We start from the raw sequence: 23,522 nt of genomic DNA, 5'->3' as shown, positions 1-23,522 counted from the left end.
GTTAAGAAACCGTCTCCGGGGCCGGTCGTTCGCCGCGGGCCCGGGATGCGCGCGGGTTTGTCGCCGGGATCTTGGCATCAGGGCGCGGGGGATGGCGGGGCCGCGGGCAGGAACGGGTGTCGTGGCGCGCGGCTGGCGCGCGCTGCCGGCGCCCGTGCTGCTGCTGCCGGCCCTCGGGGGCTGGGTCTCCGGCAGCCTCGCCGCGGAGGCCGCGCAGCGCCGGCTGTTCCCCTGGCTCGCCGTCGCCTTCGGGGCCGGCGCGCTCGTGTTCCTCACGCTGGCGGATGGGACCGTCCTCCTCGCCGCGCCGGTCGGCACCGGCCTCGCGCTCGCGGGCGGGGCGGTCGCGCTCCGGGCCCGGGCGGTGGCACCGGCCCTGCTGCTGGCGGCCTCGTTCGGATTCCTGGGCTTTGCCGCCGCCGCGTACCGCACCGCCAGCGTCGCCGCGCCGGTCCTCGCCCGCACGGTGATCGCGCCGCTCCGCGGCTTCGTCGAGGCGTTGGAGGAGCGCGAGGAGGGCGCGCGTCTGGTGGTGCGGGTCCTGGCGCTCGGCGAGATGCCGGTGTCGGAGCGCCCGGCCCGGGTGCGGGTCTCGTATCGCCGCGCCGACGGCCTCAGGCCCGGCGCCTACATCGAGGCCAAGGCCCGCCTGCTGCCGCCGCCGGAACCGGCGCGCCCGGGCGGCTACGACTTCTCCCGCGACGCCTACTTCCGCGGCATCGGCGCCGTCGGCTCGCTCCTCGGCTCCGCCGCGATCACGCCCCCGCCCGAACCGGCGCCCTTGTCCCTGCGCCTCGCCGCCGGCCTCGACGAGGCCCGCAACGCGCTGACCCGCCGCATCGCCGAATCGAATGGCGGCGCGGGCGGCATCACCCAGGCCGGCGCGGTGGCGGCGGCCCTCGTCACCGGCAAGCGCGGCCTCATCGACCAGGACACCAACGACACGCTCCGGGCGGCGGGAATCTATCACGTCGTGTCCATCTCCGGCCTCCACATGGTGCTGGCCGCAGGCGTCGTGTTCTGGCTCGTGCGGGCTGTCCTCGCCCTGGTCCCGGGACTGGCGCTCGGCTGGCTGATCAAGAAGATCGCCGCGGTCCTGGCGATGTTCGCGGTCACGGGATACTGCGCCTTCTCGGGCTGGGACCTCGCCGCCGAGCGCTCGCTGGTGATGACCCTGGTGATGCTCGGGGCGATCCTGGTCGACCGGCCGGCGCTCAGCCTGCGCAACCTGGCGCTTGCCGCCCTGATCGCGCTCGCCCGCGAGCCGGAAGGGCTGCTCGGCCCGAGCTTCCAGATGTCGTTCGGCGCGGTGGCGGGGCTCGTCGCCTGCGCGCGGCTGATCGAGGGGCGGCTGTGGAACCCGGAAGGGGCTGGGCCGGTCACCCGCGGGCTCGCCTGGCTGCTGGCCACCATCATCGGCACCCTCGCCACCACCTTGGTGGCGCAGGTCGCCACCGCGCCCTTCGCCACCTACCATTTCCAGACCGTGCAGCCCTTCGGCGTCGTCGGCAACGCGCTGACCCTGCCGCTGGTCTCTCTGGTGGTGATGCCGGCGGCCGTGCTCGGCATCCTGGCCCATCCCTTCGCCCTCGACCGGCCGGTCTGGTGGACGATGGGGCTCGCCGTGCGCGGCATGCTCGACATCTCGGCCTGGATCGAGAGCTTCGACCGGGCGACCCTGGTGGTGCCGGCCTTCGGCGCCGGCGCGCTGGGGCTGATGACCGTGGCCCTGCTGCTGCTGGTGCTGCCGGTCTCGGGCCTGCGCTGGCTCGGCCTCGCCCCCGGCCTCGTCGGCCTCGCCCTCGCGGCGTCGCCCCAGCGGCCCGACCTCTACGTGGATCGCGAAGGCGGCGGGGCGGCCCTGCGCGGGGCCGACGGCCGCCTCGTGGTGCTGGGGAAGCCCCCCGCCTTCGTGCTGGAGCAATGGCTGAAGGCCGACGGCGACGGCCGTTCCCGCGACGATCCCGGGCTGACCACGGGTGCCCGCTGCGACAGGCTCGGCTGCGTCGGTCACGGGCCGCACGGCGTCAGCGTGGCGCTGGTGCGCGACAAGCGCGCCTTCCCGGAGGATTGCGCGCGGGCGACCGTGGTGGTCACCCGGCTGGAGGCGCCGCCGGGTTGCACGGCGAAGCATGTGCTCGACAGGACGTTCCTGGCGGCGCACGGGTCGACGACCCTGCGGTTCACGGCGGACGGCGTCGTGGTCGAGACGGCGAAGCGGCCGGGCGAGGCGCGGCCGTGGCGGCCTGCGCCGGTCGTGACGGTGCCGGCCCCGGCGACACCGGTCGCGCCGGGGCTGGGACCGGCACCGGGGCCGGCGCCTCAACGGGAGGGGGACGAGTCGGAGAGCCAGGGTGAGCCGTGACGGCCGCCGTCGCAGATTTTTGTGCAAGTATGCGTCAATACACGACTTTCAGTGGCGCTGATCCTGAGTCGAAGGTTGCAGGACATTCTGCGGAAAAGGTATTTTAACGGAATATATTTATTATTGAATCATTCAGCGATATCTAAGGAATTGCTTATGTGTAAGACTTTTGTAAGAACTAACGCTAGGGTAAGAGAGGGGTATCGGGCGGGATATGCGATCTCGGCCCTGATAGGTGGATGGTCCCTGGCACTCGTCCTTGCCGTCGCGCTGCTGCCCGGCTTTCCGAGCGGTCGCTATGCGCAGGATTTCACGGCGCTGCTCGATGGCGCCTACCGGATCGACCACGGCCAGTGGCCGCATCGCGACTTCATGGTGCCCTTCGGAGGGCTGGTCCTCGTGCAGGCGTGGATCGCCCTGAAGCTCAATGCTTTCGCGCCGCCTTTCGCGCTCCTCCAAGTCTCGTCCTGGTTCCTGCTCCTGCCCGCGGCCCTGCCGCTGGCGATCCGGCAGCATTCGGTCCGGCGCGCCGTCGCGCTCCTGGCCATCGTTGGGCTGATGGCGCTCGTCCCTTACGTCGTCGAGTGGGAGCCAATCTCCGACTTCAACTACAATGCCGTCTACAATCGCACCGCGTCGGCCGCCCTGTTCCTGCTTCTCGCCTGGATCTTCACGTCCAGGAAGGCCCGGCATGACGCAGCTTTGGTGACGTGGCTGCTGCTGCTGGCCGTCAGCTGGAAGATCTCGCACGCCGTCGTCATGCTGGGGCTGCTCGGCCTGGCGGGCCTCGTCTCCCCGGTCGCGCGCCGCATCGCCATGGCGGCTTTCGTCCGGCTGGCCGCATTCCTGGTCTTGCTCGATCTGGCCACGTCCGGAATCGTGCGGGCCTACGGCCGCGACATCGCCGAAATGGCGCGGATCAACCGCGGCGGCAGTGTCTACTTCCTCAGCGCCCTGGCGATCCGGAACCTGCCGGCGCTGATCTGCGCCGCGCTCGCCGTGTTCTGGCTCGTCTCCCAGCGCGGACGGGCCGCGACCCCCCCGCGACGGATAATCCTGACGCGCCCGCTCGCCCTGCTGCGTGGCTATCGCCGCCCGCTCTGGATCGCCGCGACCGTCCTGGCCGTCCTGGCGACCGAGAGCCAGGGGACGGGCAATCTGGGGCTGTTTCCGGTCATCGTCCTGATGTTCGGGCCGCTCGGCGACCTCGTCGCCAAGGTCCAAGACAAGGCGCGGGGATCATCCGGCGGCGATCCCGTGGCGGTCGCGCTCGCCGGCGCTCTGGTGGTGACGGCGGCCTACCCCTACGCCGAGTCGGTTTTGCGCCGCGCGACCACGATGGCGGTCCATCATGTCGCCTCCATGAGGCGCGAAACGGCGGTCGACGGGGTCGTCGGGCGGGCGCTCGTGGCGGGCCAGATGAGTCGGACGGCTGATCTCTACACGGCTTTCTGGCACGGCCCCGAGCCGATCCGGACCATCGTCCGGGACGGCGAAGCCGCGTTCTCAGGCGGCCTGAACCCGACCGAGCCCGCGATGAGCCTCGCCTGGGCCCGCGAGGTCGCCGCGATGGCCAACCTCGTCCGGCGGCGCCACCTCGTCCAGTCGACGATGCACGTGACCACGCTCGGCTTCGTCGAACCCTTCGGCCGCCTGCTCGGAGCCCTTCCCACGCCCGGCACCCGCCTCTGGCTCGATCCGCTGCGCACGGTCGGCCGGCCGACGGTCGAGGAGGCCCGCGCCTATCTGGAGAAGGCCGACGCCGTCTTCGTGCAGCGTTGCCCGGACAAGGAGCCGCTCCGGGACCTGATCGCCACCTCGTTCTCCGCCGTGCTCGATCGCGAGTTCACGCGGGCCGACGCGACGCCGTGCTACGAGGTCTGGCTGCGGACGTCGCGCTGAGTGCCTGTCCGGAGGATTTCGTCCGGACGGGCCATCGCACGATCGTGCGGCGTCCGGAAGCCCGTCTGACGTATCACGCCGGTCGCCTGGCGGCAGGTGCCGGCGTCTCCTGCCGTCATCCTGAGTCTCGCCGACGGCGAGAGCCCGGGGTCGATCGCGGCCGACGATGCAAGACGAAGCGGATCGCTGTCCGCCTCGTCTTGCGAAGTCAGTGATTATGGATCCCGGGTTCGGCGACGCGGCCCCGGGGTGACGATGGAGGATTTCAAGCTGGCCAGACGTTCAAGGCAGCCCCGGGCGAAGCCGCTCAGGGCATCAGCCGCAGCGCATCGGCGAAGAAGTCCGGCCCGCCGAAATTGCCCGACTTGAGCGCCAGCCACATGTCCCGGTCGGTGGTGCGCAGGACCGGCACGCCGGCGGCGATCTCGGGGCCGACGCGGAAGGCCGGCAGGCCGAGGCGGTCGACCACGGCGCCGGAGGTCTCGCCGCCGGCCACCACCAGACGGCGCACGCCCCCATTCACCAGCCCCTCGGCGATCCGCGCCATCGCCGCCTCGATCGCGTGGCCGGCGGCGTCGCGGCCGTACTTGGCCTGGACCGCCGCCACATCCTCCGGGCCGGCGCTGCTGGCGATCAGCACCGGACCGTGCCCGATCCGCTCCATCGCCCAGGCGAGCGCCGCGCCGGCCTCGTCCTCGCCGGCGAGCAGCCGCGCCGGATCGAGGCGGCGTACCGGCATGACGGCTTCTGCCCTCGCGATCTGCCCGAGGGTCGCCTGCGAGCAGCTGCCGGCGAGGCAGGCCGCCGGGCCGCCGATGGCGGGGCCGAGATCGGCCTGCGCCGCCGCGGGGGCGACGCGGCCCGCCGCCACCAGGGCGCGGGCGAGGCCGAGGCCGAGGCCCGAGGCGCCGGTCGAGACTTTTCGGGTGAGGGCTGCGGCACCGAGCACCGCGAGGTCGCGGTCGAGCACCGCGTCGGCGATGGCGGCGCCCTTGCCGTCCTTCGCCAGCGCGTCGAGCCGCGCGCTCACGGCCTCGGCGCCCTGCGCGACCGTGGCGAGGTCGATCAGCCCGACCTCCGCCCGGCTCTGGCGCGCCAGCACCCGCACCAGGTTCGAGTCCCGCATCGGGTTGAGGGGATGGTCCTTCAGCGGGCTCTCGGCGAGCGGCACCGCGCCGACGAAGAGATGGCCGAGATAGACCGTGCGCGCCGTCTCCGGGAAGGCCGGGGTGACGAGCGCGATTCCCACGCCGGCATCCTCGCGCAACGCGTCGGTGACCGGGCCGATATTGCCGGCATCGGTCGAATCGAAGGTCGAGCAGACCTTGAACAGCAGGTGGCCGGCGCCCCGTGCGTTCAGCCAAGCCGCGGCCTCGCGCGAGCGCGCCACCGCCTCCTCGGCCGGGATCGACCGGCTCTTCAACGAGACGACGACGGCATCGACCTCGGGGAGCGCGAGGTCGTCCGCCGGCACCCCGATGGTCTGGACCGTGCGCAGGCCCGCCTTGGTCAGGGTGTTGGCGAGGTCGGAGGCGCCGGTATAGTCGTCGGCGATGCAGCCCAGCGCCAGGGTCATGCCCGTGCTCCCTTGTAGGGGGTGAACCAGCCGAGCCCCTCGCGCGTGCCGGCCCGCGGATTGTACTCGCAGCCGATGAAGCCGTCATAGCCGAGGCGGTCGAGCTCGGCGAACAGGACGGCGTCGTTCATCTCGCCGCTGCCGGGCTCGTGCCGCTCCGGCACGCTCGCGGTCTGGACGTGGCCGATGATCGGCATCAGGGCGCGCAGCCGCATGGTCACGTCGCCGTGCAGGATCTGGCAATGGTAGAGGTCGAATTGCAGCTTGAGGTTCGGCAGCGCCAGCTCGCGGATCAGGTCGGCGGCGTATCCGAAATCGTTGAGGAAGTAGCCCGGCATGTTGCGGGCGTTGATCGGCTCGAGGACGAGGTCGAGCCCTTCCCGTCCCAAGCGCTCCGCCGTCCAGGCGACGGCGCGGCGATACGAGTCCTGAGCCCGCGCGTCGCTCCGGTCGGCCATGCCGGCCATCAGGTGCAGGCGGCTCACGCCGGTGGCGCGGGCGTAGGCGAGAGCCGTCTCGACGCCGCCTTTCAGCTCCTCGAACCGGTCGGGGAGCGCGGCGAGGCCGCGCTCGCCCGCCACCCAATCGCCGGGCGGCAGGTTGAACAGGGCCTGGGTCAGGCCGTGGGCCTTCAGCCTCTCGCCGACCGCCTCGGGCGGGTGCTCGTAGGGAAACAGGAACTCGACCGCCTCGAACCCGGCTTCCGCGGCCTGCGCGAAGCGATCGAGGAACGGGACTTCGGTGAACATCAGGGTCAGGTTCGCGGCGAAGCGCGGCATAAATGTCCTCCCTTGAGGGCGTGGGTAGCGCCCGTGCCCGGGCGGGCTTGAACCTGTCGGACTGCCGGAGCCGGTCGACCAGGCACTCAACGTTGCCGCCTCTCCACGTCATCCCGCAGGGCTGGTCAGGGACATGAGGGGCGCGGATTTTCTCCTCCTCCCGCGGGCGGGGAGAGGGCCGTTTGCACCTTGTCGTGCAAACGGCAAGCGCAGGCGGCGCCGGAGCGAGGGCGAGGGGGTCTCGACGAGGGAGGCTCCTTCGGGAACGCCCCCTCACCCTCGCCCTGCGGGCTTGCTGCGCCTCCTGAACGGACGCACAGCCCTCTCCCCGCCCGCGGGAAGAGGGGAAACCGGCGCCACTCCATTCCCGGGCAGCCCCCGGAATGACCGAGCGGGTGTCGGTTCGGCCGATCGTTTTCCGATCGTCTCAGCCCGTCCCGCCCGGCAGGGCGGTGCCCGTCACCTGGGCGTAGATCCGCGCCACCGACGCATCGTCGTCGCGGCCCATGCCGGCGCCGGCCGCCATCAGGAACATCTGCAACGCCGCCGCCGCCACCGGCACCGGGAATTTCTGGCTGCGCGCCATGTCCTGCACGATGCCGAGATCCTTGACGAAGATGTCGACCGCGCTGCGCGGCGCGTAATCGCCGTCGAGCACGTGCGGCATCCGGTTCTCGAACATCCAGGAATTGCCGGCGGAGGCCGTGATCACCTCGTAGACCTTGCGCAGGTCGAGGCCCTGGCGGGCCGCGAAGGTCATCGCCTCGCTCGCCGCGGCGATGTGCACGCCGGCGAGCAGCTGGTTGATCATCTTGAACGCCGCGCCCTGGCCGGCGGCGTCGCCGAGCTCGTAGAGCTTGGCCGCCATGGCATCGAGGGCGGGCTTGGCCGCCGCGAAGGCCGCCGCGCTGCCCGAGGCCAGGATCGTCAGCTCGCCTTGCGCCGCGCGCTGGGCGCCGCCGCTGATCGGCGCGTCGAGGTAGTGCCGGCCGGTGGCCTCGAGCCGGGCGGCGAGGCGACGGGCGATCTCCGGGTCCATGGTGGCGCAGGAGACGAACACCGCGCCTTCCGGCATCGCCGCGGCGACGCCGTCCGGACCGAACAGGACCGCCTCGGTCTGGGCGGCGTTGACGACGACGCAGACCACGATCGCCGCATCCGCCGCGGCCTCGGCCGGGCTGCCTGCGCCGCGTCCACCCTCGGCGGAGAAGCGCGCGACGCTGTCGGCGGAGACGTCGCTGCCGGCGACGTCGAGGCCGCCCCGGCGCAGGGCCTGCGCCATGCCGTAGCCCATCGAGCCGAGACCGATCACCGCGACGCGGGCGGGTGTGTCGCTCATGCCGTTTCCTCCTTGCGGGTCGTCACGACCCGTGCGGACCGTGCGCGGTCCGCGTCTCGCGCGATCTGACGCCGCGCCGTCGTCCCAGGCTCTAGCAACAATTGGCAGCGCTGCCAATCCGGACCATGGGTCCGTTGAGCCGGCCGGGGAACCATGACATCGTGGCGGTCCCGAGCGTCCGTGACAAGGTGCCGGGAGGGACCGGGAGGACGCATGGACGAGGAGGGCAACGAGGCCTTCGCGGCCCGAGAGGCGAGCATGCGCGACGAGACCGTCCAGGACGAGGCGTTTCGCGACGGTGCCGTCCGGCGCCCGATCACGCTCGCGGATGTCGCCCGCGAGGCGCGGGTCGGCGAGAGCACGGTGTCGCGGGTGCTGCGCAGCCACGGATCGTTCTCGGAGAAGACCCGGGCCCGGGTCGAGGCGGCGGTGGCGCGCCTCGGCTACGTGCCGAACCGCATCGCCGGGACGCTCGCCTCGACCGGCTCGCGGCTGATCGGCATCGTCATCCCGTCGCTCACCAACATCGTTTTCCCGGATCTCCTGCGCGGCGCTACCGCCGCCCTGGAGCAGGAAGGCTTCCAGTCGGTGATCGCCGTCACCGATTACGACCAGGACCGCGAGGAGGCGGTGGTCGGCTCGCTCCTCAGCTGGCGCCCGGCCGGGCTGATCGTCACCGGGCTCGAGCACAATCCGGGCACGCAGCGCCGGCTGGTGGCGAGCGGCGTGCGGGTGGCCGAGCTCCTCGATACCGACGGGCCGGGGCTCGACATCGTGGTCGGCTATTCCAACCGCGCCGCCGGCGCGGCGAGCGCCCGGCACCTCGCCGGCCGCGGCTATCGCCGCATCGGCTATATCGGCCACGACCTCTCCAAGGACCGGCGCGCCGCCAAGCGCTACGCCGGCTTTCGCGAGGGCCTGGGCCAAGCCGGGCTGGCCCTCGCCGGCGAGGAAAGGGTGGCGAGCCCGTCCTCGGTCGAGGCCGGCCGGCACGGGCTGGAGGCGCTGCTCGCCCGTGTCCCGGATCTCGACGCGGCCTATTTCTCGAACGACGACATGGCGCTCGGCGGCTATTTCCACTGCCTCGCCCACGGGCACCCGGTGCCGGGACGGCTCGCGTTGTTCGGCTATAACGGCCTCGATGTCGGCCGGCTGATGCCGCAGCCGCTCGCCACCATCCGCACCCCGCGGGTCGAGGCCGGCGCCACGGCGGCCCGGCTCCTCTGTGCCGGCGGCCCGGCGACGGTGGTGGATCTCGGCTTCGAGCTGATCGAGGGAGCGACCGCGTGACGGATGTATCGACCCTGAGCGAGAATGCCCTGCGCGAGGCGATCTGCCGCTTCGGCCGCTCGCTGTTCGAGCGTGGCCTGACCCCCGGCTCGTCGGGCAACATCTCGCTGCGCCTCGACGACGGCGGCTGGCTGGTGACGCCGACCAACGCCTCGCTCGGCTTCCTCGATCCGGCCCGGATCTCCCGCCTCGACCGGGACGGGCGGCTCGTGTCGGGCGACAAGCCCACGAAGGAGATCCCGCTCCACGGCGCCCTCTACGACAGCCGGGCCTCGGCCCGTGCGATCGTCCACCTCCACTCGACCCATGCCGTCGCGGTCTCGATGCTGCCGGAGATCGATCCCCGCGCGGTGCTGCCGCCGCTCACCCCCTACAGCCTGATGCGGGCCGGCGCGGTGGCCCTGGTGCCGTATTACCGCCCCGGCGACCCGGCGGTGGCCGACGCGATCCGGGGGCTCGCCGGCCAGTATTCCTCGGTGCTGCTTGCCAATCACGGCCCGGTGGTGGCCGGCGACACTCTCGAGGCGGCAGTGTTCGCCACCGAGGAGCTGGAGGAGACGGCCAAGCTGTACCTGCTGCTGCGCAACCTCAACCCGCGCCACCTGACCCCGGCGCAGGTGCAGGACCTGGTGAGCCATTTCGGGCTGACGCTGCCGGAGCACGGGCACGAGCATTGAGGGCCGGCACGGCGCGGCACCACGCCGAGCGGTCCCGATCACGGGCGGGGCGCAAATCGCAGGCCGCCCATCGGCCGATGCCACATCGGCGAGCGTCCTGTCACGGACCGGCCGGCTTGACCGTGGGACAGGCGCAAGGGGAAGATGCGCAGTTCCAGGCCGCCAGTCGGATCCATCGATCCTGACGACCGGGGCCGAAAGCGGGCACAGGCCCGAACGGGTGCCCCATGCTCGCCGCCGACCGCGCTTCCGCACCTGGAAGCCCTGCCGCCCCGGTCGAACCCACTGCCCGCCTCGGGATCCTCGACGCCCTGCGCGGGCTGGCGCTCCTCGGCGTCCTCGCCATCAACCTGGAATTCGAGTTCCGGGTCTCGATCTTCCGGCAATTCGTGTCGGGGCCGCCGGAGCGGGCGATCGACCGCGGGATCGACGCAATCCTGTCGACCTTCGTCGACATGAAGGCCTTCGCACTGTTCTCGCTGCTGTTCGGGGTCGGCCTCGCGATCCAGTTCGAGCGCATGGCGCCGGCCCGACGGGCTATGCTCCTGATGCGGCGCCTGCTCGTCCTCCTCGGCTTCGGGCTGATCCATCTCGTGCTGATCTGGAACGGCGACATCCTGACGGAATACGCCCTCGCCGGCCTGATCGTGCTGCCGTTCCTGTTCGGGCCGACCTGGCTGCCGGCTCTCGGAAGCGCCGTGTTCCTGGGATTGTCCCTCGTCCAGCCTCTCCTGCCACCGCTCGTCGCGTTCCCGAGCCGGGCCTGGCTGCTGCATCAGGTGGCGGCGGCCGACCGGGTCTACGCCACAGGGAGCTTCCCGGAGATCCTGCGGTTCCGGATCGAGGAGATCGCCGGATTCCTGCCCCTGCACGCTTTCGTCCTGCCGCGCACGCTGGGGCTGTTCCTGCTCGGCGTGGTGGCGTGGCGGAGCGGCCTGGTCTGGCGGGCCGGGCACCATGCGTGGGCGCTAGGGTGGGCGGCGTGCCTCGCGATGGGCACCGGTACGGCGCTGACGCTCGCCACGGCGACGCGGCATTATTCCGGCTGGCCGTCGCTCGGGCGGGCGGAGATCGTCGCCGCGCCGCTCGGCACGATCGTCCTCGCCCTGGGCTACGCCCTCGCCATCCTGGCGGTCGGGACCACGAGGGCGGGGCGGCGCGGGCTCGCCTGGGCGGAGCCGGTCGGGCGCATGGCCTTCACCAACTACATCGTGCAGTCGCTCGTGCTCGGCTTCATTTTCTACGGTTACGGACTCGGGTTGTTCGGCCGGCTCGACCTCGCGACCGGGCTCGCCCTCGTTCTGGCGGTCTACGGCGCACAGGCCGTCGCGAGCCGGTGGTGGCTCGCGCATCACCGCTTCGGTCCGCTGGAAGGGCTGTGGCGGGCGCTCACCTATGGGCGTCGCCCCGAGCCGGGCGCCTGAGGCGGCGCCGATCGACCAAGGTGGAGCAATCGCAAGACGCAGAGACAGTCGATCGAAGCAAGACACCACGTGCCGGAGGCAAACGGTACGTACAGAACCAAGCTTCGATGAGATCTCCGGCCGGTGGCGCTCCCAAGGGGACTCGAACCCCTGTTTTCGCCGTGAGAGGGCGACGTCCTAGACCGCTAGACGATGGGAGCTGGCCCGGCGGGATGGCGGCTGTATAGCCAGGGGCCTGGACGGGCACAAGCCCGAAATCGTATCCCGGCTGCGTTTTCGGGCGATGGCGCGGGAGAGACGGGTTGAGCGAGGCTGAGGTGCGGGAGGGAGCGATCCCGCCGGGGGAGGGGAGCGAGCGGCTGGACCGGGCGCTGGCGCGGCTGTGGCCGGACCTGTCGCGCAGCCGCCTGCAGGCGCTGATGCGCGAGGGCCAGGTGACCCTGGACGGAGCCCCCGCGGGCGATCCCTCCGCCAAGGTCGTCGGCGGCCAGCGCGTCGCCGTGACGGTGCCGGCGCCGCGCCCGGCCGAGCCGGAGCCGGAGGAGCGCGACCTCGCCGTGGTCTACGAGGACGACGACCTGATCGTGATCGACAAGCCGGCGGGGCTGGTGGTGCATCCGGGGGCGGGCAACGACAGCGGCACGCTGGTCAACGCGCTGCTCGCCCATTGCGGGGCGAGCCTGTCGGGCATCGGCGGCGTCGCCCGCCCCGGCATCGTCCACCGCCTCGACAAGGACACGACCGGCCTGATGGTGGTGGCCAAGACCGACCTCGCCCACCAGGACCTCTCGGCGCAATTCGCCGATCACGGCCGCACCGGACCGCTGGAGCGCGCCTACCTGGCCCTCGTCTGGGGCGTGCCGGATCCGGCTGCCGGCACGATCGACGCGGCGCTCGCCCGCTCGGAGCGCAACCGCGAGAAGATCGCGGTGGTGCGCGAGGGCCGCGGCCGCCACGCCATCACCCATTACCGCACCGAGGACGTGCTCGGGCGCCAGGAGCCGGTCGGGTTGGTGCGTTGCCGCCTCGAGACCGGGCGTACCCACCAGATCCGCGTGCACCTGGCGCATCGCGGCCACCCGCTCCTGGGGGATGCGGTCTACGGCGCGGCGTTCCGCACCAAGGCGAATCGCCTCGAGCCGGAGGCGCGCCAGGCGCTCGACGCCCTTGGCCGGCAGGCCCTGCATGCGGCGCTCCTCGGCTTCCGGCACCCGCGCAGCGGCGCGTCGATGCGCTTCGAGAGCCCGCCGCCGCCCGACATGGCCCGGCTGATCGCCGCGCTGACGCCCTGACCGGGACGAAACGACCTCCCTCGCACGTCTCATTGACGAAAGAGGCGACTCGGGCTCTCCTTGCGTCAGTGCGGCACCGCACGCGGCAAACGGCCACGGCAGCACCAAATGGCGCCTCACGCGTTAGTCGCGACACCCGTCGCTACCCGGCCGGACCGCTCTCTGCTATGGTGGCAGATCGAACGGCCGGCCAACGGGAGGTCGTTCGCGCTCGCCCAGTCTTGCGGGGAGCTTTGAGGAGGTTGGAATGGCTGCTGCACTTCCTGTGCTCGCCAACGAAGGGGGCCTGTCGCGCTACCTCGACGAGATTCGCCGGTTCCCGATGCTGGAGCCGACGGAGGAATACATGCTCGCCAAGAGCTGGCGTGAACATGGCGACCGCGACGCCGCCCACAAGCTCGTGACCTCCCACCTGCGGCTCGTGGCCAAGATCGCCATGGGCTATCGCGGCTACGGCTTGCCGATCGGCGAGGTGGTGTCCGAGGGCAATGTCGGCCTGATGCAGGCCGTCAAGCGCTTCGACCCCGACAAGGGCTTCCGCCTCGCCACCTATGCCATGTGGTGGATCAAGGCAGCGATTCAAGAATACATCCTGCGCTCGTGGTCGCTCGTGAAGATGGGCACCACCGCGAACCAGAAGAAGCTGTTCTTCAACCTGCGCAAGGCGAAGGGCCGTATCTCCGCTCTCGACGAGGGCGATCTGCGCCCCGATCAGGTCAAGCAGATCGCCACCCGCCTCGGCGTGCCCGAGCAGGACGTGATCGACATGAACCGCCGCCTCGGCGGCGACGCGTCGCTCAACGCGCCCTTGCGCGAGGAGGGCGAGGGCGAGTGGCAGGACTGGCTCGTCGACGACAGCCCGACCCAGGAGACCGTGCTCGCCCGCGAGGAGGAGGGGCAGAATCGCCTCGCTGCCCTCAAGGACGCGCTCGGCGTGCTCAACCCGCGCGAGCGCCGGATCTTCGAGGCCCGCCGCCTCGCCGACGACCCGATCACGCTGGAGGACCTCTCGAGCGAGTTCGGCGTCTCCCGTGAGCGGGTGCGGCAGATCGAGGTGCGGGCCTTCGAGAAGGTGCAGGACGCGGTCAAGCGCAACCTTGCCACCCGCGAGGCGCCGCGGGCGGGGGTGCCGGCTTAAGCCGGCCCTCTCACCCCATCGCCACCAGGGCCGACAGGCCGATCAGCACCACCGGCATCGCCACCAGCGCGAGCACGGTCTGCACCGCCCTGATGCCGGCCATCAGCGGCGCATCGCCGCCGAGCTGGCGCGCCAGGATGTAGGCCGAGGAGGCGGTCGGCAGGACCTGGAACAGCAGGGCCGTGGTGAGCGCCGGCCCGTGCAGGCCGAGGCACGAGGCGACCAGAAGGGTCGCCGCTGGCATCGCCCCGAACTTCATCGCCGAGGCCGACGCCACCGGCCGCAGCCACGCCCGCGCACCGCCGAATTCGAGCGCTGCGCCGACGCAGAGCAGGCCGATCGGCAGCGAGGCGGCCCCCAGCGTCCGCAGGGCCGGCTCCAGTCCCGGGGGCAGGCCCCAGCCGAGGAGCTGGACCGCCATCCCGGCCAGCGACGACACGATCAGCGGATTGGTGACGAGCTGGCGCACCACCCCGCGCGCCGTCAGCCGCGCCGCGCCGTGACGGGCGAAGACCAGCACGCACAGGATGTTGACCGTCGGCACGATCGCCGCGTTGCAGATCGCCGCGAGCGCGACCCCTTGCGCGCCGAACAGCCCGGCGGCCAGCGTCACCCCGACATAGTTGTTGAACCGCACGCTGCCCTGGAACACCGAGGTGAAGGCCGGCCCGTCGACCCGGAGCCATGGCCGCACCGCGAGGGCGAGGCCTGCCACGATGAGGGTCGAGAGGATCAGCGTCAGGGCGAGCGCCCCCACGGGCACCCCCTCGATCCGCGCGGTGGCGAGGCTGTGGAAGAACAGGCTCGGCAGCAGCACGAAGTAGCCGAGCCGCTCGGCCTGCGGCCAGAAGGATTCGGCCAGGAACCGGAGTCGGCGCAAGGTCAGCCCGAGGGCCGTCAGGATCACGACCGGCAAAAGGGCCAGCAGGACGGCGCCGGTCATGGGGTATGGGCCAAGGCGGGGTTGCCTTCGGTGGGAGGGCCTTCGGAGGCGAAGTGGCATCGGCGACCGGATCACGGGACCGATGCGACGGTTCAGCTTAGCGCGCCGGGGCGGGCGCTCCCACTCTCTCCTGAGGCGGTCGGCCATGCATGCGGAGCCCGCGTCGGGGGGGCCAGGGGAATTCCCGGGGCCTTCTCGTCACGGCGGTCCGGATGCGACGCCGTGACCCCGAGGTCTCGGGGGCGCCGGCACGGCTCGCGGACGGCATTCTGCTGGGTCCGTTGCGGCGCGTGCAGGGCAGGGTAGGCATGGTCTCGCCAGTTTGTAACGTATCGTTGTATTCGTGGCAAATTTGCGCCGGTGCCGTGGATGATTCCTGAGAGATCGTGTCGAATTTTGAAGCATCGTTGTTCAAAAAAGCACCGTATTGGATTTGATTCCATCGATTAAATGGCTGTTAGGTCCCGAATTGTACGCTGCGGCAAATAAGGGAATGAAGATATGCCACGATTGTCCGACATCAAGATCCTGCACAAGATCTCCAGCATCATCGCGCTGATCGGCCTGATCGTCGGCGGCTGCATCTGCTACGCGCAGGCGCGCATGACGACGATCGATGACGCCTACAGCCTCTTCATTGTGCGGGAGGCCCGCGCCGTCTCGACGGCACGGCGCGTGACTCGCCACCTCGTCGAACTCAACTACTACATCTACCGCATCATCGCCGAGACCGAGCCGGAGCAGGTGCAGGCGGCCGATGCGGCGTTCGAAGCGGGCGTGCCCGAACTCAAGCAGACGCTCGCTGAGCTGCGCGACGAAGCCCCGACCTTCACGACCCGCATCGATGAGCAATCGGCCCGCATCAACCGCTTCGTTCGGGCGGCCAGCGATGCCCGCCGTTTCGGCATCTCCAATCACAATGCCGAGGCTCTCGCCGTCGTGCACTACCGCATCGACCCGGTCTTCAAGGTCCTGGTCGACGACGGAAACAAGCTCGCCGACGATATCCGCACCTACATGGAGAAGGGCTCGGACGACCTGACCGACCAGACCAACGCCATCCGCCATGCCCTGATCGGCGCCAGTGCCGCCGGCATGCTGGCCGGGCTGGCCGCGGTCTTCCTGATCGCAGTCTTCGGCATCACGCGCCCGCTCGGCCGCCTCGTCGCGGTGCTGCAGCGCATGGCCGCCGGTGAGACCGAGGCGGAGATTAGGGAGGCGGCGCGCGGCGACGAGGTCGGCGTCGTCGCCCGCGCGGTCGAGGGCATCAAGGCGATGGTGGCGCGCAAGGCCGCCGAGGAGGCCGAAATCCGGCGCGTCGCCGACGCGGCTGCCGCGCGGGAGCGCAAGCGCACGATGATGGAGCTCGCCGACGGGTTCGAGCGGGCGGTCGGCGGCATCGTCGGCATCGTCTCGTCGTCCGCCACCGAACTGCAGGCGACGGCCGAGCAGATGACCGCGACGGCGGCCGGGACCGCGTCGCAATCGATCACGGTCGCGGCCGCGGCGGAGGAGGCGGCCGCCCATGTCAGCACGGTGGCCGCCGCCGCCGAGGAGCTGGGGACCACCGTGCAGGAGATCGGCCGGCAGGTCGCCGGCTCGGCCGGGATGGCCCAGGCCGCCGTCGCCGAGGCCGACCAGACCTTGCGCCTCGTGCAGGAGCTCAGCCACGCCGCCGAGCAGATCGGGGCGATGGTCGGGATGATCTCCACCATCGCCGGCCAGACCAACCTGCTCGCCCTCAACGCGACGATCGAGGCCGCGCGGGCCGGCACGGCGGGCCGCGGCTTCGCCGTCGTGGCGGCCGAGGTGAAGGAGCTCGCCACGCAGACGGCCCGGGCGACCGACGAGATCGGCCAGCGCATCGGCCAGGTCCAGGGTGTGACCGGACAGGCCGTCGGCGCGATCGGGGGCATCGCGGGGCGGATCCAGGAGATCAATGGCGTCGCGGCCTCCATCGCCTCCGCGGTGGAGCAGCAGGGCGCGGCGACGCAGGAGATCGTCCGCAACGTGGCGCAGGCCGCGAGCGGCACGTCCGAGGTGACCGGCAACGTCGCCAGCGTCGCGCGCGCCTCCGAGCAGACCGGCGCGGCCGCGCATCAGGTCCTGGCTTCCGCGTCCGAGCTGTCGCGTCAGTCCGAGCATCTCTCGGCCGAGGTCGTCAGGTTCCTCGCGACCGTCCGGGCGGCGTGAGCGGTAGCGGCTTCGCGCGATCTCTGGCCGGCCGTCGGTCCGGGGATCGCGATCAGACGATCACGGCTGCCACTGCTCGAACGCCTCCCGCAGCACCTTCTCGCCGGCATTGCCCTTCTCGAAGGTCAGGATCGCGCGGTTGCCGTTGGCGTAGCGGATCGGCAGGTCGATCCAGTTGCGCTTGAGCAGCAGGTCGGTGTTGCGATCGATATCGGCCTTGAGGTTCGAGAGGCCGATCAGGAACAGGTTGTCGCGCACCGGCACCGGCAGGCCGGAGACCGGTGAGCCGCGGCCGGATTCCTCGTCCTTGAACTGGATCAGGCCGACGTCGCGCACCGTGCGGCTCGGGTCGGTCGCGGTGAAGGTCAGCTCGACGATGTGCGAGGCCGGCAAGGTCGCGTCGGTGTTGCGGCGCAGGACCATGGCGAGGCTCAGGCCTGCATCGGGCACGTCGATCGTGGCGCGCACCACGGTCTGGAGCGGTTGGCCCTGGCCGGCATTGACGGCGTCCAGGCGCCAGACCACCCGGGCCTGCGTCGCCTTCGGGGCCGAGCCCTGCGGGCCGTTCTCCTCGTAGAGGGTGCCGCGCTGCGCCACCGCGATGTCGGGCGTCGGCGACGGCCGCGGGGCGCTGCCCTGGCTCGCGGGGGCGGGAGCCGGTGCGGGGGCAGGGGCCTGGGGTGCCCGCTCGCCGCCGACCCGGTCGGCGAACTTCGAATCCTGGCTCTCGGCCGGACGGTTGGGCCCGTTCTCGGCGAAGCCCGTCGGCAGGGCGGCGGGGTTGTCGCGCAGCGACCAGGCGGTGACCGCGATGGCGCCGACTACCCCCGCCAGCACCGCCGCCACGATCCCGTTGCGCACCAGGCGCGAGCGGTCGCGCTTCGGCGCCACCACGTCGAGACGGGGGCGCTGCGGCGCGGCGAGGCCGGCATCCGGGCCCGCCGGCTCCTCGGCCGGCTCCGGGTTGCGCGGCCGCGCCGGCGGCAGCTTCAGCTCGACCGGGGGACCGGCCTCCGGCAGGGCGTCGGTGTGGTGCGGCGCCGGCAGCTCGGCGGGGGACGGTCCGGCGGGAGGTGGCTGGTCGGGAGGGGACTTGATCTCAGGCGCGGGAGCGACCGCGCGGGGCAGACCCACCGGCGGTGCCGGCTCCAGCGGCCTTGCGGGTTCCGGCGGCGGCTCCGCCGCGCGGGGCGGCTCGAGGGGGGCGGGCTCCGGCTCGGGCAGGCCGCCATGCTCGATCTCGAGCCGGGCGATCGCCCGGTCGAGGGAGACGCGCTCCGCCTCGATGTCGGCCTCCGACAGCGGCGGGTCGAGGGAGCGGAGCTGGCCGATCAGCGCCGCGCGGGCGCGCTCGTAGACCGTGTGCCGCAGATCGGGCGAACGTTCGGGCAGGGCCTCGAGGGCGCGGGCGAGCAGGGGATAATAATCGGCCATGGTCGCCGCATGCCTTGTCGTGCGGGGCGGCGGGCGTCAAGCTTCGCCCGCCTTCGTACGCGCTGGATTCCGCTCAATCCTCGAAGGGGTTGTGGACCAGGATGGTGTCGTCGCGCTCCGGCGAGGTCGAGAGCAGCGCGACCGGCGCGCCGATCAGCTCCTCGATCCGGCGCACGTACTTGATCGCCTGGGCCGGCAGGTCGGCCCAGGAGCGGCCGCCCGCGGTGGTCTCGCTCCAGCCCTCGAAGGCCTCGTAGATCGGCTCGACCCGGGCCTGGTCGGCCTGGCTCGCCGGCAGGTGGTCGATCTCGCGACCGTCGAGGCGGTAGCCGGTGCAGATCTGGATCGTGTCGAAGCCGTCCAGGATGTCGAGCTTGGTCAGCGCGATGCCGTGGATGCCGGAGGTCCGCACGGTCTGGCGCACCAGGGCGGCGTCGAACCAGCCGCAGCGGCGCTTGCGGCCGGTGACGACGCCGAACTCGCGGCCGCGCTCGCCGATCCGCTCGCCGATCGCGTCGGTGAGTTCCGTCGGGAACGGTCCCTCGCCGACCCGGGTGGTGTAGGCCTTGACGATCCCGAGCACGTAGCCGATCGCCCCCGGGCCGAGGCCCGAGCCGGTCGCCGCCTGCGCCGCGACGATGTTCGAGGACGTCACGTAGGGATAGGTGCCGTGGTCGACATCGAGGAGGGCGCCCTGCGCGCCCTCGAACAGGATGCGCTTGCCGGAGCGGCGGGCATCGTCGAGCAGCGACCACACCGTGTCGGCGAAGGGCAGGATCTTCGGCGCGATGGCGAGAAGCTCGGCCTTCAGCGCCGCGCCGTCGATCTCGTCGATGCCGAGGCCCCGGCGCAGGGCGTTGTGGTGGGCGAGCAGCCGGCCGATCTTGGCGTCGAGCATCTCGGCATCGGCGAGGTCGACCACGCGGATCGCCCGGCGGCCGACCTTGTCCTCGTAGGCCGGGCCGATGCCGCGCTTGGTGGTGCCGATCTTGAGCACCGCGTTCGAGGTCTCGCGGAAATGGTCGAGCTCGCGGTGCAGCGGCAGGATCAGCGTCGCGTTGTCGGCGATGCGCAGGTTCTCCGGCGTGATCGCCACGCCCTGCTGGCCGATCTTGGCGATCTCCTCGATGAGGTGCCAGGGATCGACCACCACGCCGTTGCCGATGACCGAGAGCGTGCCGCCGCGCACCACGCCGGAGGGCAGCAGCGACAGCTTGTAGGTCACGCCGTCGATGACGAGGGTGTGGCCGGCATTGTGCCCGCCCTGGAAGCGCACCACGACGTCGGCCTGCTCGGAGAGCCAGTCGACGATCTTGCCCTTGCCCTCGTCGCCCCACTGGGCGCCCACCACGACGACGTTCGCCATATCCACATACCCGTCCCTGGCCGCCGCGCGAAAAGCCCCGGCGCGAGGAAGGCGCGGGGCTGATCGGCTGCGGATGGTGTCACGCGTGTGCGCTCTTCGGCGATCCCGGCCGGGAAATCAAGCGACGGTCGGTGGATACGCCGCGCGGCGGCTATTTGGCCTGGGTGTTCGGGCCCTGGCCCGGCAGCTCGCCCGGCTTGATCACCGGGGTCGAGTTCGGGGTCGGGTCCGGCGGCCGCACCGCCATGTCCGGGGCGCCGGTGGCCGGCGGCTTGATCACGCCGTCCGATTGCTGGAGCTTGTCGCTCAGCGTCGAGCCGGTGGTGTCGGACTTGTCGGCGTTCGAGGTCGCGTCGCCGGGCCGGACCTTCTCGGGGATGGTCTGGTTCAGGGGTGGCAGGTTCGGGTCGCGGGTGCGGCCCTGCAAGGGCACCTCGGGCGACTGGGCGAGGGCGGTGGTGGCGCCGGCGACGATCGCCAGCATCGCGAGCCCGCCGCGCATCAGCTTGGACATCGGGTATCTCCCAGAAGGGGTCTCCCGAGGGAAACCGGGCCGGCACCCGAGGGTTCCGGCCGCGCTTGGCTGAGGATCCGGTGCCCGTGGCCCGACGCGGGGCTTCACCCCCCGACGGCGAAACCCGGCCTGGCGGCACGCCGAGGTTGCTCCGGCACGGCGTGGCCATGGTGGCGGATCCCATGGCGCGACCCGCGCGGGCCGCGGCCGTGCCCACGAGGACGCGGGGTCTGGCTCATCGTAGGGGCACGCGGAAGACGTGCGCCGGCTCGTCCTCCTTCGACGGCTGGCGCGGGATCGCGAGGCCGGCCGCCGCCGTCCGGTCGAGGAGGAGGGCGAGTTCCGCCACCTCCGCCGGCGCGAGGGCCGTGAGGCCGTAGCGCGTCGCGTAGCGTTCCGCCTCGGCGAGCCGCTCGGGCGGGACTTGGTTGGGTGTCGTGTCGGGCATGATCGGCTCCGGGGCGTGCGGGGCGGGGTCGGCCTTGCGGGCGCGCCAGGGCGTCGCCGCCTCGTAGGCCTGCGCCACGCGGAGCACCGTCGCCTCGTCGAAGTAGCGGCCGGCGATCTGGGCGTTGAGCGGCAGGCCGCCCGCGTCGAAGCCGGTGCAGAGCGAGAGGGCCGGGTGGCCGGTGACGTTGAACACCGAACAGGCGGTGTCGTGGGTGAAGGCCGGCACGGTCTCGGGCTCGCGCAGGCTCGGTGCGACGTGGAAGGCGCCGGGCAGGATCAGGGCGTCGACCGTGCGCATCAGCGCGTCGGTGGCGCGCGCGAGCCGCCGCCGCTCGCGCAGGGCCGCGAGGTAGTCGACCGCCCGGACGCAGAAGCCGGCACTCATCTTGGTCCGCAGGGCCCGGCCCATGAGGTGGCGCCGGGCGACGAAATCCTCCTCGTGGATCGAGAACGACTCGGCCCAGTTGATGATCCGGGCGACCGCCTGGTAGGTCGAGAGGCCGGCCGGCAGGGAGACCTCGCGCAGGATCGCCCCGGACGCGGTCAGCCGCGCGGCGGCGTCCTCGATCGCGTCGCGGTTCGCCGGGTCGACCCCGTCGCCGAGGTCGCGCACGATCCCGATCACCAGGCCGCGCACGCCGGCATGCAGGCCCTGCCGGTAGTCGGGGACGGGGGCGGTCGCGCTCGACGGGTCGCGGGCATCGTACCCGGCCATGGCCCCGAGCACGATCGCCTGGTCCTCCACCGTCCAGGTCAGGGCGCCGGTATGATCGAGCGACCAGCAATTCGGCAGGCAGGCCGCGCGGCTGGTGCGCCCGAAGGTCGGTTTCAGCCCCTGCAACCCGCAGGCGGCGGCCGGAAGCCGGATCGACCCACCGGTATCGGAGCCGAGCGCGAACAACGCCGTGCCGGCGGCCACGGCGGCGCCGGCCCCGGTCGAGGAGCCGCCGGTGAAGCGTGCGAGGTCCCAGGGGTTGCGCGCCACCGGGTCGGGCAGGTCGTGATAGACCTGCCCGTCGCCGGTGCCGTACTCCCAGGTGTTGAGCTTCCCCAGCAGGATGGCGCCCGCCCATTCGAGCCGCGCCACGACCGTGGCGGTCTCCGGTTCGGGCGGCGCAGCCTGCATCAGGCGCGAGCCGCCGGTCGTCGGCAGGCCGGCGACGTGGTAATTGTCCTTGATGCCGAACGGGATGCCGTGCAGCGGCCCGCGCCAGCCGCCGGCCATGATCTCGGCCTCGGCGTCCCGCGCCGCCGCCCGGGCGCGGTCGGCCAGGACCGCGATATAGCTGTGGAGGCGGCCGTCGACGGCCTCGATCCGGTCGAGCATCGCGGCGACGAGCGCGACCGGCGAGAGCCTGCGGGCGCCGATCAGCCGCCCGGCCTCGGCGACCGAGAGGGTGTGGAGTTCGCTCATCGGACCGGTGCCCTGTTCTCGCGCCACGGCGTCGCCGCCTCGTAGGCGGCGGCGACCCGCAGGATCGTCGCCTCGTCGAACCGATGCCCGACCACCTGCCAGGACAGCGGCAGGCCGGCGGGGGTGAAGCCGGTGCACTGGACGAGGCTCGGATGGCCCGAGAGGTTGAACGGCGTCATCGCGGTCTCGACCGTGAAGGCGACCATCTCGTCCTGCCGGTCGAGCCGCGGCGCGACCCGAAAGGTGCCGAAGGTCACCAGCGCGTCGAAGCCGGAGAGAAGACCGTCGATCCCCTCCGCCACGGCCCGGCGCCGGCGCTGGGCGGCGATGTAGTCCGCCGCCCGCTGCAGCGTGCCGCCATGCATCTTGTCGCGCAGGGCCGTGCCCATCAGGGCGGCATCAGTGCGGTACTCGGCCTCGTGGATCGAGGCCGATTCCGGCGGGCCGATGAAGCGCGAGAGCGCAAAGCAATCCTCCGCCGGCACCGGCAGCCGCGTCGCGACGATCGTCGCGCCCAAGGACCGCAGCGTGTCGAGGCCGGCCCGCAACGCCGCCGCCATCGCATCGTCCGGCGGCGGGAAGCCGGGGCCGGAATCGGTCACGGCGGCGATGCGCAGCCCGGCGACGCCGCCGGCGAGGTGGCGGGGATAGTCCGGCACGGCCACGTCCTCGGTCACCGGGTCGGCCGGGTCGTAGCCGGCGATCGCGCCGAGCACGATCGCGGCATCCTCCACAGTCCAGGTGAACGGGCCGGGGATGTCGAGCGACCAGCAATTCGGCAGGAGGCCGTGGCGGCTGACCCGCCCCGGCGTCGCCTTGACGCCGACGACCCCGCAGGCCGCCGCCGGCAGGCGCACCGAGCCGGTCGTGTCCGAGCCGAGGGCGAACATCGCGGTCCCGGCGGCGATCGCCGCCCCCACGCCCGTCGAGGACCCGCCGGCGAAGCGCGTCAGGTCCCAGGGGTTGCGGGTGGTGGGGAAGACGGTGTCGCCGTACTCGCCGCCATTGCCGGTGCCGTATTCCCAGGTCGAGAGCTTGCCGAGGCAGATCGCGCCGGCCGCCTTCAGCCGCGCCACCAGGGTGGCGTCGCGGGTCGCGACGTGGCCGAGGCGCAGGCGCGAATTGACGATCGTCGGCAGGCCGGCGACGTCGTAATTGTCCTTCACGGCGAAGGGCAGGCCGTGCAGCGGCCCGCGCCGTCGCCCCGCCGCCAGCTCCGCGGCCGCGATCCGGGCCGCTGCGCGGGCGCCCTCGGCATCGACGTGGACGTAGCTCGGCATCCGCGCGTCGACCGCCGCGATCCGGGCGAGGAAGGCCTCGACGAGGTCGACCGGCGAGAGCGCGCCGAGGCCGATGCGCCGCGAGGCCTCGGCGACGGTGAGGCGCCACAGGGTCTCGTCGGTCATGATGCGGCCTGCCGGGAGGA

Annotated in this window: 17 protein-coding genes and 1 tRNA gene; 8 read left to right on the top strand and 10 right to left on the bottom strand. The window is 72.1% G+C overall.

The window, feature by feature from the left end; all coding sequences use genetic code 11:
- Window positions 1-91: 91 nt before the first annotated feature.
- Window positions 92-2,365, top strand: coding sequence for a ComEC/Rec2 family competence protein (locus FF100_RS07655; RefSeq protein WP_139034972.1), 2,274 nt, complete (start codon window positions 92-94; stop codon window positions 2,363-2,365).
- Between the two features lie 51 nt (window positions 2,366-2,416).
- The gene (locus FF100_RS37730) at window positions 2,417-4,267 is read left to right on the top strand and encodes a hypothetical protein (RefSeq protein ID WP_246101962.1); all 1,851 of its coding nucleotides are present in this window, start codon (window positions 2,417-2,419) and stop codon (window positions 4,265-4,267) included.
- Window positions 4,268-4,574: 307 nt separating this feature from the next.
- Here FF100_RS37730 and otnK read toward each other — a convergent pair whose 3' ends face one another.
- The 3 genes from otnK to ltnD form a co-directional block, all read right to left on the bottom strand.
- Window positions 4,575-5,843, bottom strand: a complete 1,269-nt coding sequence (gene otnK / locus FF100_RS07645; protein ID WP_139034971.1) for a 3-oxo-tetronate kinase — start codon at window positions 5,841-5,843, stop codon at window positions 4,575-4,577.
- Entirely contained in the window at window positions 5,840-6,622 is a 783-nt protein-coding gene (otnI, locus tag FF100_RS07640; protein WP_139034970.1) for a 2-oxo-tetronate isomerase, read from the bottom strand. Before otnI ends, otnK begins: the two co-directional genes overlap by 4 nt.
- A gap of 427 nt (window positions 6,623-7,049) precedes the next feature.
- Entirely contained in the window at window positions 7,050-8,078 is a 1,029-nt protein-coding gene (ltnD, locus tag FF100_RS07635; protein ID WP_342778986.1) for an L-threonate dehydrogenase, read from the bottom strand.
- Window positions 8,079-8,219: 141 nt separating this feature from the next.
- Between ltnD and FF100_RS07630 the strand changes: the two genes are divergently transcribed.
- From FF100_RS07630 to FF100_RS07620, 3 genes are all read left to right on the top strand, one after another.
- Window positions 8,220-9,251 carry a LacI family DNA-binding transcriptional regulator gene (locus FF100_RS07630; protein WP_139035610.1) on the top strand — a complete coding sequence of 344 codons (1,032 nt, stop codon included), beginning with the start codon at window positions 8,220-8,222 and terminating at the stop codon, window positions 9,249-9,251.
- Window positions 9,252-9,265: 14 nt separating this feature from the next.
- The gene (gene otnC / locus FF100_RS07625) at window positions 9,266-9,928 is read left to right on the top strand and encodes a 3-oxo-tetronate 4-phosphate decarboxylase (RefSeq protein ID WP_139035609.1); all 663 of its coding nucleotides are present in this window, start codon (window positions 9,266-9,268) and stop codon (window positions 9,926-9,928) included.
- A gap of 227 nt (window positions 9,929-10,155) precedes the next feature.
- On the top strand, window positions 10,156-11,352 hold the full coding sequence (locus FF100_RS07620) for a DUF418 domain-containing protein (RefSeq protein WP_139034968.1): 1,197 nt from the start codon (window positions 10,156-10,158) through the stop codon (window positions 11,350-11,352).
- A 124-nt stretch (window positions 11,353-11,476) separates the two neighbouring features.
- Here FF100_RS07620 and FF100_RS07615 read toward each other — a convergent pair.
- Window positions 11,477-11,552 (bottom strand) — tRNA-Glu (locus FF100_RS07615).
- A 102-nt stretch (window positions 11,553-11,654) separates the two neighbouring features.
- Here FF100_RS07615 and FF100_RS07610 point away from each other — a divergent pair.
- A complete protein-coding gene (locus tag FF100_RS07610; protein ID WP_171070086.1) occupies window positions 11,655-12,644 on the top strand; it encodes an RluA family pseudouridine synthase in 990 nt (329 codons plus the stop codon).
- Window positions 12,645-12,891: 247 nt separating this feature from the next.
- A complete protein-coding gene (gene rpoH, locus FF100_RS07605; RefSeq protein ID WP_048447606.1) occupies window positions 12,892-13,782 on the top strand; it encodes an RNA polymerase sigma factor RpoH in 891 nt (296 codons plus the stop codon).
- A gap of 10 nt (window positions 13,783-13,792) precedes the next feature.
- On the opposite strand, the gene FF100_RS07600 is transcribed toward rpoH, so the two are convergent.
- Window positions 13,793-14,725, bottom strand: coding sequence for an AEC family transporter (locus tag FF100_RS07600; protein WP_139034967.1), 933 nt, complete (start codon window positions 14,723-14,725; stop codon window positions 13,793-13,795).
- 501 nt (window positions 14,726-15,226) lie between these two features.
- Here FF100_RS07600 and FF100_RS07595 point away from each other — a divergent pair.
- Window positions 15,227-16,918 carry a methyl-accepting chemotaxis protein gene (locus tag FF100_RS07595; RefSeq protein WP_139034966.1) on the top strand — a complete coding sequence of 564 codons (1,692 nt, stop codon included), beginning with the start codon at window positions 15,227-15,229 and terminating at the stop codon, window positions 16,916-16,918.
- Between the two features lie 60 nt (window positions 16,919-16,978).
- Here FF100_RS07595 and FF100_RS07590 read toward each other — a convergent pair whose 3' ends face one another.
- From FF100_RS07590 to FF100_RS07570, 5 genes are all read right to left on the bottom strand, one after another.
- Complete coding sequence (locus FF100_RS07590; RefSeq protein ID WP_139034965.1) at window positions 16,979-18,352, bottom strand: histidine kinase; 1,374 nt, start codon at window positions 18,350-18,352, stop codon at window positions 16,979-16,981.
- Window positions 18,353-18,425: 73 nt separating this feature from the next.
- Window positions 18,426-19,718: an adenylosuccinate synthase gene (locus FF100_RS07585; protein WP_139034964.1), complete on the bottom strand. Its 1,293-nt coding sequence runs from the start codon at window positions 19,716-19,718 to the stop codon at window positions 18,426-18,428.
- 151 nt (window positions 19,719-19,869) lie between these two features.
- Window positions 19,870-20,232, bottom strand: a complete 363-nt coding sequence (locus FF100_RS07580) for a hypothetical protein (RefSeq protein WP_139034963.1) — start codon at window positions 20,230-20,232, stop codon at window positions 19,870-19,872.
- A gap of 235 nt (window positions 20,233-20,467) precedes the next feature.
- Window positions 20,468-22,096 (bottom strand): amidase, encoded by a 1,629-nt coding sequence (locus tag FF100_RS07575; protein WP_139034962.1) that lies wholly within the window; start codon window positions 22,094-22,096, stop codon window positions 20,468-20,470.
- On the bottom strand, window positions 22,093-23,502 hold the full coding sequence (locus FF100_RS07570) for an amidase (protein ID WP_139034961.1): 1,410 nt from the start codon (window positions 23,500-23,502) through the stop codon (window positions 22,093-22,095). The genes FF100_RS07575 and FF100_RS07570 overlap by 4 nt, the downstream gene beginning before the upstream one ends.
- Window positions 23,503-23,522: the final 20 nt, after the last annotated feature.

It is taken from the genome of Methylobacterium terricola (assembly GCF_006151805.1).
In the GTDB taxonomy this organism is placed as follows: Bacteria; Pseudomonadota; Alphaproteobacteria; order Rhizobiales; family Beijerinckiaceae; genus Methylobacterium; species Methylobacterium terricola.
Note: the sequence above shows the minus strand (reverse complement) of the source record. Positions and strands in the feature narration are given on the sequence as shown.